The sequence below is a fragment of the Streptomyces sp. A5-4 genome (assembly GCF_051131715.1).
GTDB lineage: Bacteria > Actinomycetota > Actinomycetes > Streptomycetales > Streptomycetaceae > Streptomyces.
This window is the reverse complement of sequence record NZ_CP178591.1, coordinates 1,117,394-1,131,178: the sequence shown is the minus strand read 5'-3', so window position 1 is coordinate 1,131,178 and position 13,785 is coordinate 1,117,394. Positions and strand designations below refer to the sequence as shown.

Genomic DNA, 13,785 nt, shown 5'->3' with positions numbered 1-13,785 from the left:
CGGCCGACCCTGCCGCCCGCTCAGCCGACCCGAGGGCCGTTAGAGCTCGGCATCCCGTCGGCCCCAGGCCCCTGCTGCTGTACGCCGAGCCCCTGGGCCGGCCCCTGGCACCCCTGGGCCGCCGCGATCCCCAGCGCCACCAGCAGCGTCACCACGACGAACACGACGATGCGCTGCCGCAGCAGTCGCGGGTTGGCCGGGCGCCGTCCGCCCGAAGAGGTCCGAGTGCCGGGCCTGGTACCGGGCCTGGTGCCGGGCCGCGCACCCGCGCGCGAGCCGGAGCGGGTCGTGTTGCGGGCCTGCGGGGGGCGTGAACCGGTGCGCGCGGACGAGGAGCGCGGGGCCTGCGCGCGGGTAGCGTGCGGGCCCGTCGTACGCCCCTGCTGGGTGTCCTGTTCGGCATACCGCTCGGCGAGCCGCCCGGTCGGCGGTTCCTGGTCGACCCGCTGGGCGGGCGGCCGGCTCTCACCGCCCCCCTGGGCCTCTCGCGCGGCGATCTCCTTGAGCCGCATCGAGAGCTGCAGCGTGCTGGGACGTTCCTCCGGGTCCTTGGCGAGGCAGGCCTGCACCAGCGGCGCCAGCGCGTCGGGCACGCCCAGCAGCTGCGGCTCCTCGTGCACCACCCGGTAGAGCATGACTTCGGAACTGCCCTGCCCGAAGGGCGAATCGGCGGTCGCGGCGTACGCGAGAGTGGCGCCCAGCGCGAAGACGTCCGTGGCCGGCGTGACCGCCGCGCCCCTGACCTGCTCGGGCGCGAGGAAACCGGGGGAGCCCACCGCCGTACCCACGTGCGTGAGGGTGCTCGCGCCGGTCGCCCACGCGATGCCGAAGTCGATGATCCGCGGGCCTTTGGGCGACAGCAGGATGTTCGAAGGCTTGAGGTCCCGATGGACTACACCGGCCTCGTGCACGGCCACCAGCCCCTCCGAGAGCGCCGCACCGATCGAGGCCACCTCGGAAGCGGGCAGTGGACCCTCTTCGGCGACCTTGTCGTGCAGTGACGGGCCTGGTACGTACTGCGTCGCGAACCAGGGCCGGTCGGCCTCCAGGTCGGCCGCCACCAGCCGCGCCGTACAGCCGCCGCGGATGCGCCGCGCGGCGGACACCTCGCGGGCGAAGCGCGACCTGAATTCCTGATCCTCCGCCAGGTCCGGCCGGATCACTTTCAGGGCGACCCGCTGACCGCGCCGGTCGGAGCCCAGATACACGACGCCCATGCCCCCCGCGCCCAGCCGCCGGTGAAGCCTGAACGAGCCGACGACACGCGGGTCCTCGCGCCGGAGCCGCATCATCGCCATGTCCGTCCCCTACCTCCGGTGGGGCCTCCCCCACCCCGCTGCTGACCGGTCCGTTCGACGTGGCACAGCTTACGTACCTGCGGGCCGGTGTGCTCATAGGCCGCGCCCTCGTGAATCGACCGATTGTCAGTGCCGGGTGGGAAACTTGAAGAGTGGTCAGGGGGTGCGGGATCCGCGCTCCCCGGCGCGTGCGAGATCTCAATGGTCCGTCGCAGAAGGGGGATTGGATCAATGAAGGGTGATCGGGTGGAGATAGTCGTGGACGCGGGAGACACGACCAGGACGTACGAAGTAGTGGCCTCCAGGGCGGGCCGCCGGGTGGAAACGGCGGTCCGTAGAGGGGTGGTCGAAGTGAGCGAAGTCACCCGCAGCGGCTCGGTGGTGCGCACCGCGCGGTTCATGGCGACCAGGGTGCTCGCCCTGGTCGAGCAGCCGGTCCCCAGGGAGGACGCCTCGGAACATCAGGAGCGACCCCTCCGGGAAGACCCCAAGGCATAGGGCCCGCTCTCCACCCAGGGGAGTACGTCGCCGGGTGGTGGCTCATCCTCCGGGAGGCCCGGCAATCAGTACGCGGGCATGACGACCGGCCGCCGCCGCGCCCCTAATGTTGAAGTCAAGCGGCGGGTGGAGCACTCGTCCCCCGAGGTCAAACGCCCGCCGCTGCCAAATACGACAGGAGAGGGACCATGGCGGACACGGCATCGCGGGCAATGATCCGCACGCAGGGACGCAAGGCATTCGCCTCGTTCGGCGGCCGCGCGTCCGGTACGCGCCACCCGTTGGTGGCGACAGCCATGGTGCTTCCCCTGGCCGTGCTTCTCGTAGTCGTCTTCGGCGGCTGGGAAGCAGTGGTTACACAAGCGTCGTCCGTGGGTGTGATGCTCGGACGCTGAGCGGCGTCCACAGGCCCGGTAGAGCGGACCGGGCCGGAGTATCCGGCCATTCAACCCCGTGGGGACGGGGGTGCGGCGGGCGGCTGCGTTTGCCCGGACAGCTGGGGAGCTGTCCGGGCAGCGCCTTTTTCGCGCCCGGATCCGCGGCACCCCGACCTGGGCACGCGCGTGGGATGAGGCCGTGGGCGCCCCACCCGGCAGCTGCCCTCGCCTGCCCGACGTCGCCCCTCGGCCGGGATGGGCCTCGGGGCCGCCTTCGGCAGGACGGTTCACGGAGGCTTCCGGCAGCGCCGCTCCTTCCGGGCACCCACGCCGCATGCGCCTTCGCGCCGGCCCCTCCCGCCGCGGCCTCGGGGGAGAAGCTGTAGCCGCGGCGCGTAGGCTCCCGGGCGGCATCCGGACATTCGCGTCCACATCCGCATTCCGTATGTACCTGCATCCGCATCCGCACCCTGGGGGAGAACGCCGCCGTGACCGTATCCGTCGTGCAAGCGTTGGCCGCCGTCGCCCACGACGTCGCGGCCGTGCCCGCGCCACGCACCCGCCGCGCCGCGGCCCCCTGTGGCTGTGCGCGGCCGGACGTACTGGCGGACCGGCCGGACGGCATGGTCGTACGTCATGGGGAGGTCGTCGCCAAGTCGCACGCGCCGGACACGGATGTCCCCGCACTCGCGGCCCGCGTCACCATGGCCGCCGATCCGCTCCTCGCGGGCATCCTGCTGCCTCCGCTGCCGGTGCCGGCGGCGCGGGGCGCACTCACCACGATGGTGCACGGGCGGCCCCTGAGCCTGTGGCCGTACGGGCGCCCCGTCGACCCCGGTGACCCCGATTCCGCGCCCTGGGAGGACGCCGGGGCCCTCCTCGCCCGGTTGCACGCTGTGCCCCCGGGTGCGCTTGCCGGGCCACTGCCCGCGATGCGCGGCCCCGCGAAGGCGGCCCGCGCCGTCGCACGTATGCGCGCGGCGGGCCCCCACCCGGCCACCGCCTCCGTGCTCCGGGCCTGGGCCCGGCTCCCGTCCTGGGCCCGCGACGAAGCCCCGGCGAGCCCCGATCCCGCCACTGGCCCCGCGACCCCCGCGACCCCCGCACCCCCCACGAGCCGCCCCGTCGCCCTCTGCCATGGTGATCTGCACCTCGGTCAGCTCGTCCGCCATCCCGTCCCCGAAGGGCCCTGGTTGCTGATCGACGTGGACGACATGGGCCTTGGCGACCCGGCCTGGGACCTGGCCCGCCCCGCCGCCTGGTACGCCGCGGGCCTCCTGGCGCCCGAGGTCTGGGAGCGCTTCCTCGGCGCCTATCGGGCCGCGGGCGGCCCGGCCGTGCGCCGGGACGGCGACCCCTGGCCCGAACTCGACGCCCCCGCCCGCGCCCTGACGGTCCAGACGGCCGCTCTCGCCCTGGCCAAGTCGGCCGCCGAGAACCGTCCCCTGGACGAGGTGGAGGAGATGGTGATCGAGGCCTGTGGCCGAATCGCGGTCCTACCGCCCGAGTTTGAGTTCGAGACCAGGTCGTAGGGTGAGCGGACCGTCGCCGGGCATGCATTCCGGCGATGCCGAACCGACGGCGAGGAGTTGAGCCGACCATGCAGTGTCCCAAGTGCCATGCACCCATGCACACGTACAACCGCAATGGTGTCCAGATCGAGCAGTGCAGCGGTTGCCGCGGGATATTTCTCGACTACGGCGAGCTCGAGTCGCTGACCCGCCTCGAGTCGCAGTGGTCGCAGCAGGCGCCACCCGCACCGCCGGCCCCGCAGGCATACCCGGCCGCCGCCCCGCAGGCGTACCCGGCTCCCGCCGCGCCCGCCTGGGGTGCCCCGCAGCACGGCCACCACGGCCAGCACGGTCACCACCGCCAGAAGGGCTTCGGCCGGATGCTGTTCTCCTCCTGATCAGGGTGTGAAGCCGTGACCAGGGCATGAGCCGTGAGCCGTGACCAGGACATGAAGAAGCCCCCGGCCGTCGAGACGGCCGGGGGCTTCTTGTCGGTGCGCGATACTGGGATTGAACCAGTGACCTCTTCCGTGTCAGGGAAGCGCTCTCCCGCTGAGCTAATCGCGCGGGACGTTCACAAGATACAGGTACTGCACGTACTACAGGCACAGATGGTGCGAACTGCGTGCGCGATACTGGGATTGAACCAGTGACCTCTTCCGTGTCAGGGAAGCGCTCTCCCGCTGAGCTAATCGTGCGGGTACGGAAACCCGGCCGACTGCGGCCGTGTATCCAGTGGACGATACTGGGATTGAACCAGTGACCTCTTCCGTGTCAGGGAAGCGCTCTCCCGCTGAGCTAATCGTCCTTGGAGGTGGAGACGGGATTTGAACCCGTGTAGACGGCTTTGCAGGCCGTTGCCTCGCCTCTCGGCCACTCCACCAGGAGTGCGTGCGGGGAGTCGGGAAGATTCCCACACCGAGCGGACGACCAGGTTCGAACTGGCGACCTCAACCTTGGCAAGGTTGCGCTCTACCAACTGAGCTACGTCCGCTTGTCTCGGGGCGTTTCCTTGTCCCGGCGACGTGTTGAACTCTAGCGGATTCCCGGGCCAGCACAAAAACGCGTTTGTGCAGCGTGCTGCGCTGTGTTCACCCCGAGGGCATCACGACGCCACCCACCATAGACTCGCAGCCGTGCACGACCTCCCTCCCCTGGCCCGCTTCGGCGGCCTCGTCGCCTCCGACCTGCGCGATGTGACCAGCGACGCAGCCGCTCTCGACTCCGCCGGCTTCTGGGCCGTCACCGCGGACTTCGAGGGCCGGCTCCTGTGCGCCCGCTTCGGCGACGTACGGAGGGAAGCGCAGCCCGCCCCTGTGCCGGGCCGGTGGCACGGGCCCGACGCCGGTGACTGGATTTCCTCCATGGACCGGGCGGCGTACACCGCCGGGGTACGCCGCATCCGTGAGCACATAGCGGCCGGCGAGGTCTACCAGGCGAACCTCTGCCGCGTCCTGACGGCCCCGCTGCCGCGTCCGGCCACCGCCGACATCGACGCGCTCGCCGCACTGCTGGCCCGCGGCAATCCGGCGCCGTACGCCGGCACCGTGCGACTGCCCGCGCACGGAGTGGAGATCGCCACCGCGTCCCCCGAGCTCTACCTCAGGAGGGACGGGCGGGCCGTCGAATCCGGGCCGATCAAGGGCACCGGGCGGACGGCCGGGGACCTTCTGGAGAAGGACCACGCGGAGAACGTGATGATCGTGGACCTGGTCCGCAACGACCTGGGGCGGGTCGCCGTCGCAGGCTCGGTCACCGTGCCCCGGCTGTGCGCCGTCGAGCCCCACCCCGGCCTCGTCCACCTCGTCTCCACCGTGCGGGCCGAGCTCACCTCCGACACCGGCTGGGCCCCTCTGCTGGCAGCCACCTTCCCGCCCGGCTCGGTGACCGGCGCGCCCAAGAGCAGCGCGCTGAGGATCATCGAGGCGCTGGAGACCGCGCCGCGCGGCCCGTACTGCGGAGGCATCGGCTGGGTCGACGCGGACCGGGGCACCGGCGAGCTCGCGGTGGGCATACGTACGTTCTGGATCGACCGCACCGACCCCGGCGGCCCGGTCCTGCGATTCGGTACGGGGGCCGGCATCACCTGGGGCTCCGACCCCGAGCGGGAGTGGGAGGAGACCGAGCTGAAGGCGAGCAGGCTGCTCGCGATAGCGTCGGGGACGTATCGGGCAAGTGGAAGGACCGCGTCATGAAGCTCTGGGTCAACGGCGGACTGCGGGATGCCGAGACCGCCCGGGTGTCCGCACTCGATCACGGTCTGACCGTGGGGGACGGCATCTTCGAGACCGTGAAGGCGACCCGGGGGCGGACCTTCGCCCTCACCCGCCACCTCGACCGGCTGGTGCGCTCGGCCCGCGGGCTCGGCCTGCCCGAGCCCGACCTCGAAGAGGTGCGCCGCGCCTGCGCCGAGGTGCTGGCCGCCAACCCGATGGAGCTCGGCCGACTGCGGATCACGTACACCGGCGGGCTCTCCCCGCTCGGATCCGAGCGCGGGGACGCCGCGCCCACACTGATCGTCGGGCTGGGTGAGACCGGGCGCCGCCCCGACACGACCGCCGTGATCACCGTCCCTTGGACGCGCAACGAACGCGGCGCGCTGACCGGGCTCAAGACCACGTCGTACGCCGAGAACGTCGTCGCGCTCGCCCGCGCCCACGAACAGGGTGCCTCCGAGGCGGTGTTCGCGAACACCGTCGGGCAGCTCTGCGAAGGCACCGGATCCAATGTCTTCGTCGTGCTCGACGGAGAGCTGTACACCCCGCCCGTCTCCGGCGGCTGCCTTGCCGGGATCACCCGGGCGCTGGCCGTCGAATGGGTGGGCGCGCAGGAGGCGGACCTGCCGCTGGACGTGCTGGAACGGGCCGAGGAGATCTTCCTGACCTCGACCCTGCGCGACGTGCAGGCGGTCCACCGGGTCGACGCGCGGCAACTGCCCGACGCCCCGGGGCCCGTGACGACCAAGGCCATGCGGGTCTTCGCCGAGCGGGCCGCTTCGGACCTGGACCCGTAGAGCGCCGCGAAATCGGATGACGAGTGGTGTCGCGGCGGGTAGAACTCCCGTGATGACCACAACTCTGCGGCCGACCGTGCCGCTTCAGCAGGGCGCCGACGGCGCCAAGTCGCGCCGCTACGAGGTGTGCGTGAACAGCCGCCCCGTCGGCACGATCGAACTCGTCACCGAGGTCCGCCACGGAGCCGGGGCGGGCCGCATCGCCGCACTCGCGGTCGACGAGTCCGACCGGCGCCGGGGCAGGGCGACGGTCGCCATGCTCGCCGCCGAGGAGGTGCTGCGCGGCTGGCGGTGCGACCGGGTGGACATCTCGGTCCCGGCCGGGGCCGCGGCGGCGCTGCGGCTGGTGGCCGCTCTCGGCTACACCGAACGCAACATCAACATGGGTAGACCACTGTCCGGGCCGGCCCCCGAACTGCCCACCGGCATCTCGGCCAGAGCGATGACACAGGGCGAATTCGACGCCTGGCTGGCCCGCACCAGGGTCAATTACGTACAGGGACTGACTCGGCGCGGATTCCCCGAGAAGGCGGCGCGGGCCAAGGCCGACGCGGACCACGCCGACGCCCTGGCCGACGGTCTCGCCACCCCCGACACCTACCTGGGTGTCCTGACCCGCGACGACGCGGTCCTGGGCACGCTCTGGCTGGCACTGCGTCACCCGTTCCTCGGCCGCACCGGAGGCTTCGTCTTCGACGTGGAGGTCGCCGCGGCGTACCGGGGGAGGGGGCACGGCCGCTCGCTGATGCTGCTCGCCGAGCAGCGGGCGCTCGACGCCGGAGCGGAGCAGATCCGCCTCAACGTCTACGCGGACAACGTCCCCGCTCTGCGGCTGTACGAGTCGCTGGGGTACGAGCCGCAGATGCGCCACTTCTACAAGCAGTTGCTCTGACCTCCGGACCCGGGTCCGGAGGTCCGCGGCTCAGGCCTGGGCGAGCAGGTGGTCGACGATCTCCTCGATGCGCCCGCGCAGCCCTTCCTGGCTCTTGCCGCCGTCCAGCCGCTGGTCGTCGATGACGTACGTCGGTGTCCCGGTCACGCCGATGGCCTTGCCCTCGGCCTGGTCGGCGTCGACGATCAGCATGTGGCGCCCGTCGATCAGCGCGGTGTCGAACTCCTCGGCGTCCAGACCGAGTTCACCCGCGGTCGCCACCAGGAAGGGCTCGCCCTTCTTCGCCAGCTCCCCGGTCCCGGCGAGCACCGCAGCCACGTACGGCCATCCCTTGCCCTGCTCGAAGGCCTCCTCGGCGGCCTGCGCGGCGGCGTGCGCGTGCTTGTGCTTTTCGAGGGGGAAGTGCCGCAGCCGCAGCTCCAGACGGTCGCCGTAGCGCTCGCGCAGCGCGTTCACGTCGTCCAGGGCGGTGTGGCAGTCGGGGCACTGGAGCTCGCACCAGAGGTCGAGGACGACGGTGCGGGCGGGGGAGGAGTCGCTCATGGGGTCAGTCTCCCAGCCCCGCGGGCGCGTTCCCACCGGGACCTGGGGATGACCTTGGCCCGGAGATCTCCCTGAGGTGGCACGGGGGGCGTGGCCCCGGTGGGCCCCGGCGGTGCAGGATGGAGGGGAAACGTTATCCCTGAGGCTGGAGGACCGGATGCTGGCTGAGACCGTCTGTTCCGCGGTGTCCGCGGCCGGCCTGGGCATCGCCGCGATCACCGCGTACCGCAAGCGCTTCCTGGCCGCGACCCGTATCGCCGCCTACTCGCTCGTCCCGGTCGGCCTGGTCATGACCGGGGTCGTCGAGTGGGTCTCGGGCATCGCCTTCAAGCCGAGTGTGTGGGTCGGCTTCGGGGTGCTCGGGCTCGCCTGGCTGCTCTTCATGACGACCAGGGCCGTCGAGCGCCGCACCGGCGGCACCCGCAAGGAGCGCAGGGCCGCGCGGGCGGCGCAGCGCGAGGCGGTGGCCCCGCAGGCGTCCGCACCGTCGCTCGGCCCGTCTTCCTTGCCCGGACGGCAGGAGGCCGCGCAGCCGCAGGGCCGGCCCGCGGCGGAGCCCAGGAGCAAGCCGAAGGCCGCCGCGCCGGCCGAGGACTTCAGCGACATCGAAGCCATTCTGAAGAAGCACGGGATCTGAGGCGCGGGATCTGCGCACGGACCCTGAGGCGCGGGATCCGAGCGCTGGGATCCGAGGCGCGGGCCTGAAAGCGGCGTGCGGGACCTGTCAGGGGCGGGGCTGAAACCGGCGCGGAATCCGCCCGCTACCGGACAGGACCTGTCAAAGTCGGGCACCGCGCAGAGCGAAGTGATCCCGCATGGGTTACGGGCAGACGTGGATCCGGCGAACTCCCCCCGCGAGCGGGCGTGTTGGTCATCGAGGGTGCCCGTACTGCGTCATCATCGCACCGAGATGCTGGACACCTCCCGGGGCGAAGCCCCCGCCCCCACCGAAGAACCGCGCGGCTGCCTCTTCGCGCTCTCCCAGCCACCCCTGATGATCTTCCTCGGGGTGATCGGCTCGCTGCTTCTGGCGGCGGCTGTGCACGATCTCTTACTGCTTTGAGTGCGGGCCGCTGTGAGTCCCACCGCTGTGAGTCCCACCGCTGTGGGGCGCCCGTGGTGGGCTGGGGGAGCGCCTCGGCTCAGCCCGCCGCTTCCTTGCGTCGCGCCCGGTACGCGGCCACGTGCAGCCGGTTCCCGCAGGTGCGGCTGGAGCAGTAGCGGCGCGAGCGGTTGCGCGACAGGTCGACGAAGGCCCGCCGGCAGTCCGGGGCCTCGCAGCGCCGCAGTCGCTCCTGCTCGCCGGAGACCACGATGAAGGCCAGGGCCATCCCGCAGTCCGCCGCGAGGTGGTCCGCGACCGAGGCGCCGGGGGCGAAGTAGTGCACGTGCCAGTCGAAGCCGTCGTGGTCGGTGAGCCGGGGCGTGGTGCCGGCCGCGGCCACCAGTTGATTGATGAGTTCCGCCGCGGCGTGGGCGTCCTCCGCCGCGAATGCCTCCGCGAACCGCGCTCGCACGTCCCGTACGGCCTTCAAATCCAGCGCGCCGAGCTCTCCCACGTCGCTGACGTCGTGGAGCCTTACGAAGCCGTACAGCGCCTCGATGTCTGCGAGCCGGTCGGGCTGTCCGCCCTCCGCCGCCGTGTTCACCAGATCGACGACGACGTCGAGGGCGCGCCGGGTGTCGTGGGGGATCAGCACGATTTGCTCCCTGGCCTGCCGCGGGCGGGCGCCCGCCGATGCTGGCCGACTTTAGCGGGCGCAGCGGCGCCGCCCCCACGGTGGATTCCGTGGAGGCGGCGCCGGTGTCTGCCTTGTGCGGTTGTTCGCTCCGCGCCGTCGCCCCGAGTCGGACGGCGATGAACGGCTCTCGACCTGGCTCAGTTCTCGGCCAGGATGTGGGAGAGCTCGGTGTCGAGATCGAAGTGACGATGCTCGGTGCCCGGTGGCACCGCGGCATCCGTCCGCTTCAGGAACGACTCGAGAGCTCGCGCCGGAGCTTCGAGAAGCGCTTCTCCTTCCGGGGAGCTCAGGGCGATGCAGACAACGCCCTGACCGTGGCTGCGGGACGGCCAGACTCGGACGTCGCCGGTACCGGTGGGCCGGTGCAGGCCCTCGGCGAGGAGGTCGCGGGCGAACACCCACTCGACGGTTTCCTCGGCTCCGGTGTGGAAGGTGGCATGAACGGCATAGGGATCGGCCGTGTCATACCGCAGGCCCGCGGGTACAGGCAGTGAGGACTCGCTCGACACAACGAGGCGCAGGTGCAGCTCGCAGCTGACCGTGGTGTTCATAAGCGCCAGGGCCTTTCGCTCAGTGTGCGCTCGGGGATTCGCACGTCGGCGAAATCGACATGCCACCTACGGTGCCGTTGTAAACCCCTCTGACCGTTTTGCGGCCCTTCGGATACCTCGTACGGCGGAGTGGCACTTCATCCGATACGGCCATTCCGGTGACGCGGTCCGGTCGGGTAGGTTGGGCCCCATGAATGCGGAGAGTAACGAGCGGGAGAAGGTTGCCGATCCGGCCGCCGCCGACCCCGCGACGGGGGACGCGACCGGGGCGGATCGCGAGCTGGGATCCCGCGCGCCGCAGTTCATCAAGGCATCCAGGACGCTGCACATCAGCTGGCAGGTGGGCGTTTTCGTCATCGGCCTCGCGGTCGTGGTGGCGGGCGTCGTCATGCTGCCGCTGCCGGGGCCCGGATGGCTCGTGATCTTCGGTGGCATGGCGATCTGGGCCACCGAGTTCGTCTGGGCCCAGCTGGTGCTGCGCTGGACGAAGCACAAGGTGACCACGGCGGCGCAGAAGGCACTCGACCCCAAGGTCCGCCGACGCAACATCATCCTCACCACGATCGGCCTGGTGATCATCGCTGTGCTGGTCGGAATCTACGTCTGGAAGTTCGGCCTCGCGATGCCCTGGAAGATCGACGAGTAGCGCGTATTCCGGTTCGGGGGAGCCGCTGACATGGGGTAACGTTTGCGGTGCGCCCGGGCGATTAGCTCAGTGGGAGAGCGCTTCGTTCACACCGAAGAGGTCACTGGTTCGAAACCAGTATCGCCCACCCGGACCGAAGGCCCGAAAGACGAAAAGTCTTTCGGGCCTTCGTCGTTCCCGGCCGTCCGGGCCCCCGGCCCCGCCCGCCTCTCAGCGCATCCGGCCCAAGGTCTCCCGCAGCCTGCGGGCGTCGCGCAGCCGTTGCTCGTACGTCGCCCCGACGGCGAGCAGCAGCAGACCCACGAGGGCCGGCGGCAGCCAGCGCGGCAGCGCGCCGACGGCCTGGACGACGTACGGCGCGAGCTCGTGCAGCGCGTCCAGGGCGAGCACCGCGCCGCCGAGCATCAGCAGCGCCTGCAGCCGGTGCCTGGCGCCGGTGAGTGTGACGGCCAGGGCCACCGCACCGAGCAGCAGTGGGCGCGGCCAGTGCTCGTCGCCCCAGGCCGCGAAGAGGCTCGGCAGCAGCGTCGCCGCCAGGCCGGGGCCGTACGCCGCCCAGGACGAGGCCTGCGGGTCGCGGCGGCGCCGCAGCACGCCGACCACGAGCGCGGGCACCGTCACCGGCAGCGTGTACGCCTCGGGGGTGACCACGTCGGACGCGGCCAGCCGCACCCAGGCGGCCAGCACGAACAGCACCACGGCGGCGTGGCCGACGGGCCGCCGGTCGTCCCGTACGGCGCTGCCCGCGAGGACGACCCCGCACAGGGCGAGCACCAGCGCGAGTGTGGCCGCGTCCCCGGCGGCGAGGCCGATCGCGAGCAGGGCCGCCGCGGCGCCGGTGATCTCCAGGGGCAGCGTGAGGGGGCTGCGGGGGAGGCGGGCGGCGAGGACCGCGACCGCGGCCGGGGCCGCCAAGACGGCCAACGCGACCTGGTGGGGCGGCAGGTGGAAGGAGGCGGCGACGGCGGCGGTGAGCCCGGTCGCGTACACGACGGCGGCGCAGACACCGACGAGCGGCGTGACGCGGTCGGCGGCGTACGCGGCGTACGCGGTGAACAGCGCGAGCAGGACACCGAGGACGGTGAGGGTGGCGGCCTCCGAGGCCAGGGACAGCATGGCGGTGGCGGCCGAGGTGGCGAGAGCGCAACCGAACGCCGTCAGGGCGAGCGGGCCGCCGACCGCCGGCGCTGTGGGCTCCGGACGGGCGACGGTGGCGGGGGGCCCTGGGACCGGGGCGCCGCCCGCGGGCAGGGTGACCGGGGCGGAGCGGCGCACCGCCACCGCGAGGGTCGCCGCGGTCAGCAGCACGTACAGCGACATGGCCGCCGGGTAGCCGAAGCCCAGTGCGGCCGGGGCGGCGAGCAGCGCCGACCAGGTCAGGGCCAGTGCCCCGCAGACGGCCGCCGGGCGCCAGGCGCGGTCGGCGGAGGCCGGGCGGTACGCCGTCACCAGGGCCGCCGCGGCGATGAGCAGGACCAGCGAGGTCAAGGCGGCCCAGGACCAGGGAAACTCGCCGGAGAGCGCCTCACGGATGCCGTCGGGCGCCCCCGACCAGACCCGCTCCAGCAGGTTCACCGGGCCCAGCAGGGTCGCCGCGACCGGCGGCAGCGCCCACACGGCGCCCCCGGCGACGACCGCGCCGGCCGCCGCCGCCAGGCCGAGCGTCATGGGGCGCGGCAGACCCGCCCGCACGACGGCCAACAGGGCGACCGCGCACAGCACATACCCGGGCACCGCCCACGTTTCGGGCACGGCGGGGCGGATCGCGCCGCCGACCGCCGCGATCACGGCGAGACCCGCGGCGACCGCTGGCGCGACGGCGTGCGAGGAGGGTGCGCGCCAGGCCGTGAACAGGCCCAGCGCCGCGACGGCCAGCAGCAGCGCGCCGGGGCGCAGGGCGTCGCCGGCATCACCCGCGGCCGCCGCCATGCCCCCGGCGCCGATCAGCGCCCACCCGCCCATGAACCAGGCCAGGGTGTAGGCGAGCGGGCGAACGGCACGGCCCGTCGTCCACAGGGCGACCGCGACATCGAGCGCGGCCGTCGCCAGCAGGGCCCAGACCGCCGACAGCGGTCCGGCCCCCGCTGCCAGGGACCAGAGCAGGAGAGGCAGTTGAGCGGCGATCAGCGCGGCGGGCAGCGGAATCCGCAGCCGGCCGAGCGTCAGACCGTACGCCGTCCACAGCGCGGCGAGCACGGCCGAGGCGACCGCCACGTATCCGACACCGTCCACGTCCGCCAGCGCCACCCGGTGCAGCGCGTACGCGTCGAGGACCGTCAGCGCCAGGCCGAGAGCCGCCACCGACTCCGCCGTCGAGACGAGCCCGCGGCGCAGCAGCAGCGCCGGGGTCGCCAGGGCCAGGGCGGTCACCGCGCCCAGCACCACGCTGCGCCCACCGATGCCCATGTCGCCCCAGCTGACGAGGGTGAAGGCGATCGCGGCGATGGTCAGCAGAAGGCCGCCGAGCGTCAGCAGCACATTCTGCGCCCCCGGCGCCGAGGTGTCCTTGGGGGCGCGCGGCACGTGCCCGGCGCCGAGGGGGGCGACTGTCTGCGCGCGGGCGAAGGGCGGGGCCTGCGGCACGGGTGGCCACAGGACGCTGATCAACCAGGCCCTGCGGGCCAGCAACTGGGCGCGGCGGGCGTCCAATTGGACCAGTTCGCGATCGAGGATCACCAGTTCCTCGGCGGGCGGTGGCGCGTTTTCCATGGTCG

15 protein-coding genes and 6 tRNA genes are annotated in these 13,785 nt (G+C 72.5%); 11 read left to right on the top strand and 10 right to left on the bottom strand.

Annotated features, from left to right (window positions below):
• Positions 1 to 20 precede the first annotated feature (20 nt).
• Positions 21 to 1,298, bottom strand: a complete 1,278-nt coding sequence (locus ACLLJJ_RS05205) for a protein kinase domain-containing protein (RefSeq protein ID WP_434588073.1) — start codon at positions 1,296 to 1,298, stop codon at positions 21 to 23.
• A 231-nt stretch (positions 1,299 to 1,529) separates the two neighbouring features.
• Between ACLLJJ_RS05205 and ACLLJJ_RS05200 the strand changes: the two genes are divergently transcribed.
• From ACLLJJ_RS05200 to ACLLJJ_RS05185, 4 genes are all read left to right on the top strand, one after another.
• On the top strand, positions 1,530 to 1,796 hold the full coding sequence (locus ACLLJJ_RS05200) for a hypothetical protein (protein ID WP_434588072.1): 267 nt from the start codon (positions 1,530 to 1,532) through the stop codon (positions 1,794 to 1,796).
• A 188-nt stretch (positions 1,797 to 1,984) separates the two neighbouring features.
• Positions 1,985 to 2,191, top strand: coding sequence for a hypothetical protein (locus ACLLJJ_RS05195; RefSeq protein WP_347120967.1), 207 nt, complete (start codon positions 1,985 to 1,987; stop codon positions 2,189 to 2,191).
• A gap of 470 nt (positions 2,192 to 2,661) precedes the next feature.
• Positions 2,662 to 3,705 (top strand): phosphotransferase family protein, encoded by a 1,044-nt coding sequence (locus tag ACLLJJ_RS05190; RefSeq protein WP_434588070.1) that lies wholly within the window; start codon positions 2,662 to 2,664, stop codon positions 3,703 to 3,705.
• A gap of 68 nt (positions 3,706 to 3,773) precedes the next feature.
• Positions 3,774 to 4,082, top strand: coding sequence for a zf-TFIIB domain-containing protein (locus tag ACLLJJ_RS05185; RefSeq protein ID WP_434588069.1), 309 nt, complete (start codon positions 3,774 to 3,776; stop codon positions 4,080 to 4,082).
• Positions 4,083 to 4,179: 97 nt separating this feature from the next.
• On the opposite strand, the gene ACLLJJ_RS05180 is transcribed toward ACLLJJ_RS05185, so the two are convergent.
• From ACLLJJ_RS05180 to ACLLJJ_RS05160, 5 genes are all read right to left on the bottom strand, one after another.
• A tRNA-Val gene (locus tag ACLLJJ_RS05180) sits at positions 4,180 to 4,251 on the bottom strand.
• A 59-nt stretch (positions 4,252 to 4,310) separates the two neighbouring features.
• Positions 4,311 to 4,382 (bottom strand) — tRNA-Val (locus ACLLJJ_RS05175).
• A 38-nt stretch (positions 4,383 to 4,420) separates the two neighbouring features.
• Positions 4,421 to 4,492, bottom strand: a tRNA-Val gene (locus ACLLJJ_RS05170).
• Between the two features lies 1 nt (position 4,493).
• Positions 4,494 to 4,567 (bottom strand) — tRNA-Cys (locus tag ACLLJJ_RS05165).
• 38 nt (positions 4,568 to 4,605) lie between these two features.
• Positions 4,606 to 4,678: transfer RNA gene (locus tag ACLLJJ_RS05160), tRNA-Gly, on the bottom strand.
• 142 nt (positions 4,679 to 4,820) lie between these two features.
• On the opposite strand from ACLLJJ_RS05160, the gene ACLLJJ_RS05155 reads away from it, so the two are divergent.
• From ACLLJJ_RS05155 to ACLLJJ_RS05145, 3 genes are read left to right on the top strand one after another with little or no spacing between them, the layout of a single operon-like run.
• Positions 4,821 to 5,879, top strand: coding sequence for a chorismate-binding protein (locus tag ACLLJJ_RS05155; RefSeq protein ID WP_434588067.1), 1,059 nt, complete (start codon positions 4,821 to 4,823; stop codon positions 5,877 to 5,879).
• On the top strand, positions 5,876 to 6,697 hold the full coding sequence (locus ACLLJJ_RS05150) for an aminotransferase class IV (RefSeq protein ID WP_434588065.1): 822 nt from the start codon (positions 5,876 to 5,878) through the stop codon (positions 6,695 to 6,697). Before ACLLJJ_RS05155 ends, ACLLJJ_RS05150 begins: the two co-directional genes overlap by 4 nt.
• A gap of 52 nt (positions 6,698 to 6,749) precedes the next feature.
• Positions 6,750 to 7,589 (top strand): GNAT family N-acetyltransferase, encoded by an 840-nt coding sequence (locus ACLLJJ_RS05145; RefSeq protein WP_434588064.1) that lies wholly within the window; start codon positions 6,750 to 6,752, stop codon positions 7,587 to 7,589.
• A 30-nt stretch (positions 7,590 to 7,619) separates the two neighbouring features.
• Here the strand turns inward: ACLLJJ_RS05145 and ACLLJJ_RS05140 are convergent, their stop codons facing one another.
• Entirely contained in the window at positions 7,620 to 8,132 is a 513-nt protein-coding gene (locus tag ACLLJJ_RS05140; protein ID WP_434588063.1) for a DsbA family protein, read from the bottom strand.
• A 157-nt stretch (positions 8,133 to 8,289) separates the two neighbouring features.
• Here ACLLJJ_RS05140 and ACLLJJ_RS05135 point away from each other — a divergent pair, with 157 nt between their 5' ends.
• Together ACLLJJ_RS05135 and ACLLJJ_RS05130 are read left to right on the top strand one after the other, a co-directional pair.
• Positions 8,290 to 8,769, top strand: coding sequence for a hypothetical protein (locus ACLLJJ_RS05135; RefSeq protein ID WP_434588062.1), 480 nt, complete (start codon positions 8,290 to 8,292; stop codon positions 8,767 to 8,769).
• Positions 8,770 to 9,042: 273 nt separating this feature from the next.
• On the top strand, positions 9,043 to 9,195 hold the full coding sequence (locus tag ACLLJJ_RS05130) for a hypothetical protein (protein ID WP_434588061.1): 153 nt from the start codon (positions 9,043 to 9,045) through the stop codon (positions 9,193 to 9,195).
• Between the two features lie 79 nt (positions 9,196 to 9,274).
• Here ACLLJJ_RS05130 and ACLLJJ_RS05125 read toward each other — a convergent pair whose 3' ends face one another.
• Together ACLLJJ_RS05125 and ACLLJJ_RS05120 are read right to left on the bottom strand one after the other, a co-directional pair.
• Positions 9,275 to 9,832, bottom strand: a complete 558-nt coding sequence (locus ACLLJJ_RS05125; protein ID WP_434588060.1) for a CGNR zinc finger domain-containing protein — start codon at positions 9,830 to 9,832, stop codon at positions 9,275 to 9,277.
• A gap of 179 nt (positions 9,833 to 10,011) precedes the next feature.
• Positions 10,012 to 10,425 carry an SsgA family sporulation/cell division regulator gene (locus tag ACLLJJ_RS05120; protein WP_003987206.1) on the bottom strand — a complete coding sequence of 138 codons (414 nt, stop codon included), beginning with the start codon at positions 10,423 to 10,425 and terminating at the stop codon, positions 10,012 to 10,014.
• Positions 10,426 to 10,615: 190 nt separating this feature from the next.
• On the opposite strand from ACLLJJ_RS05120, the gene ACLLJJ_RS05115 reads away from it, so the two are divergent.
• Complete coding sequence (locus ACLLJJ_RS05115) at positions 10,616 to 11,071, top strand: TIGR02611 family protein (RefSeq protein ID WP_434588059.1); 456 nt, start codon at positions 10,616 to 10,618, stop codon at positions 11,069 to 11,071.
• Between the two features lie 55 nt (positions 11,072 to 11,126).
• Positions 11,127 to 11,198, top strand: a tRNA-Val gene (locus ACLLJJ_RS05110).
• An 83-nt stretch (positions 11,199 to 11,281) separates the two neighbouring features.
• Here the strand turns inward: ACLLJJ_RS05110 and ACLLJJ_RS05105 are convergent.
• The gene (locus tag ACLLJJ_RS05105; protein WP_434588058.1) at positions 11,282 to 13,780 is read right to left on the bottom strand and encodes an SCO7613 C-terminal domain-containing membrane protein; all 2,499 of its coding nucleotides are present in this window, start codon (positions 13,778 to 13,780) and stop codon (positions 11,282 to 11,284) included.
• Positions 13,781 to 13,785: the final 5 nt, after the last annotated feature.

Excerpts from the sequence above, each read along its gene's own strand:
- ACLLJJ_RS05205 (WP_434588073.1), bottom strand. The coding sequence starts at position 1,298 with ATGGCGATGATGCGGCTCCGGCGCGAGGACCCGCGTGTCGTCGGCTCG.
- ACLLJJ_RS05200 (WP_434588072.1), top strand. The coding sequence starts at position 1,530 with ATGAAGGGTGATCGGGTGGAGATAGTCGTGGACGCGGGAGACACGACC.
- ACLLJJ_RS05195 (WP_347120967.1), top strand. The coding sequence starts at position 1,985 with ATGGCGGACACGGCATCGCGGGCAATGATCCGCACGCAGGGACGCAAG.
- ACLLJJ_RS05185 (WP_434588069.1), top strand. The coding sequence starts at position 3,774 with ATGCAGTGTCCCAAGTGCCATGCACCCATGCACACGTACAACCGCAAT.
- ACLLJJ_RS05150 (WP_434588065.1), top strand. The coding sequence starts at position 5,876 with ATGAAGCTCTGGGTCAACGGCGGACTGCGGGATGCCGAGACCGCCCGG.
- ACLLJJ_RS05145 (WP_434588064.1), top strand. The coding sequence starts at position 6,750 with ATGACCACAACTCTGCGGCCGACCGTGCCGCTTCAGCAGGGCGCCGAC.
- ACLLJJ_RS05140 (WP_434588063.1), bottom strand. The coding sequence starts at position 8,132 with ATGAGCGACTCCTCCCCCGCCCGCACCGTCGTCCTCGACCTCTGGTGC.
- ACLLJJ_RS05135 (WP_434588062.1), top strand. The coding sequence starts at position 8,290 with ATGCTGGCTGAGACCGTCTGTTCCGCGGTGTCCGCGGCCGGCCTGGGC.
- ACLLJJ_RS05130 (WP_434588061.1), top strand. The coding sequence starts at position 9,043 with ATGCTGGACACCTCCCGGGGCGAAGCCCCCGCCCCCACCGAAGAACCG.
- ACLLJJ_RS05120 (WP_003987206.1), bottom strand. The coding sequence starts at position 10,425 with ATGAACACCACGGTCAGCTGCGAGCTGCACCTGCGCCTCGTTGTGTCG.
- ACLLJJ_RS05115 (WP_434588059.1), top strand. The coding sequence starts at position 10,616 with ATGAATGCGGAGAGTAACGAGCGGGAGAAGGTTGCCGATCCGGCCGCC.
- ACLLJJ_RS05105 (WP_434588058.1), bottom strand. The coding sequence starts at position 13,780 with ATGGAAAACGCGCCACCGCCCGCCGAGGAACTGGTGATCCTCGATCGC.